Genomic DNA, 871 nt, shown 5'->3' with positions numbered 1-871 from the left:
CCGCCGAGGTCCACGCCACTGCACTACGCACGGGCGACCAAGGCGCATCCTTGACGCAGATGGCCGCCACCTGGCGCACCATCGCCGCGGGTTGCCGCAGCCAGCGGCTCAGCCTCGACGCCGCGGCCGCCCACCTGCAAGCCCACTGGGAAGGTGACTCCAGCGACAAGGCGCTGTCCCGGCTGCGCGGCTTCGCCAAATGGTTCGACGATGCCGCCACCGCCGCCGATGCTGTCGCCGGGCACGCCGACAACGTCCGCAACGCGCACGCCCAAGCCCTCGCCAATCACCCAACCCCGGAAACTGTGATGACGTTGCGGTCCAATTACGCCAACGCCTCTGCCGCCGCGGCGGCCGGCAATCCCGCCGCAGCCTCACAGGCACTCAATTACCGCCGCCAGCTCACCGAAACCCAGAACAACTCCAACACCGTGGTGCGCTCCTACGCCTTGTCGTCCACGGTTCCGGCAGCGATGCCAACGCCTCCACCGTCTCCCACCAACCCCGAACCCCAGTCGAAAACACCTGGCGGCGATCAGCCCCACGACGGTCCATCGCGCCCTCACGACAACGATCAGCCTCCTCCCAAGCACACCGACGCCGATAACTCAGACGGCGCCGCAAACCCCCTGCAGCCCAAATCAGCGGCTAAGCTCACCCCTCCACAGGCCTCAGACCTGCCCCCCGCATCGACGCCGCCGATCGACGATCCCGCCCCCGCACCGCTGCTCGACGATGCGCCGATGATGCCGTCACCGATGCCGATGATCACCAGCCTCGGCCAAGGGATGGGCGGTGCTGCTAGCCCGATCAGCCAAACGCCCCAGTCGATGCCGCAAATGCCGCAGATGCCGACCAGTCCCCCCACCCC

The 871-nt window shown here is 68.2% G+C and carries 1 protein-coding gene; it reads left to right on the top strand.

Annotated elements, in window-relative coordinates; genetic code table 11:
• The coding region (locus tag BKN37_RS27355; protein WP_131823735.1) for a PPE domain-containing protein at window positions 1–871 on the top strand (871 nt) is incomplete at both ends.

The sequence above is a fragment of the Mycobacterium talmoniae genome (genome assembly GCF_001854525.1).
Taxonomy (GTDB): Bacteria; Actinomycetota; Actinomycetes; order Mycobacteriales; family Mycobacteriaceae; genus Mycobacterium; species Mycobacterium talmoniae.
The sequence above is the reverse complement of the archived record's forward strand: the minus strand, read 5'-3'. Positions and strand labels throughout refer to the sequence as shown.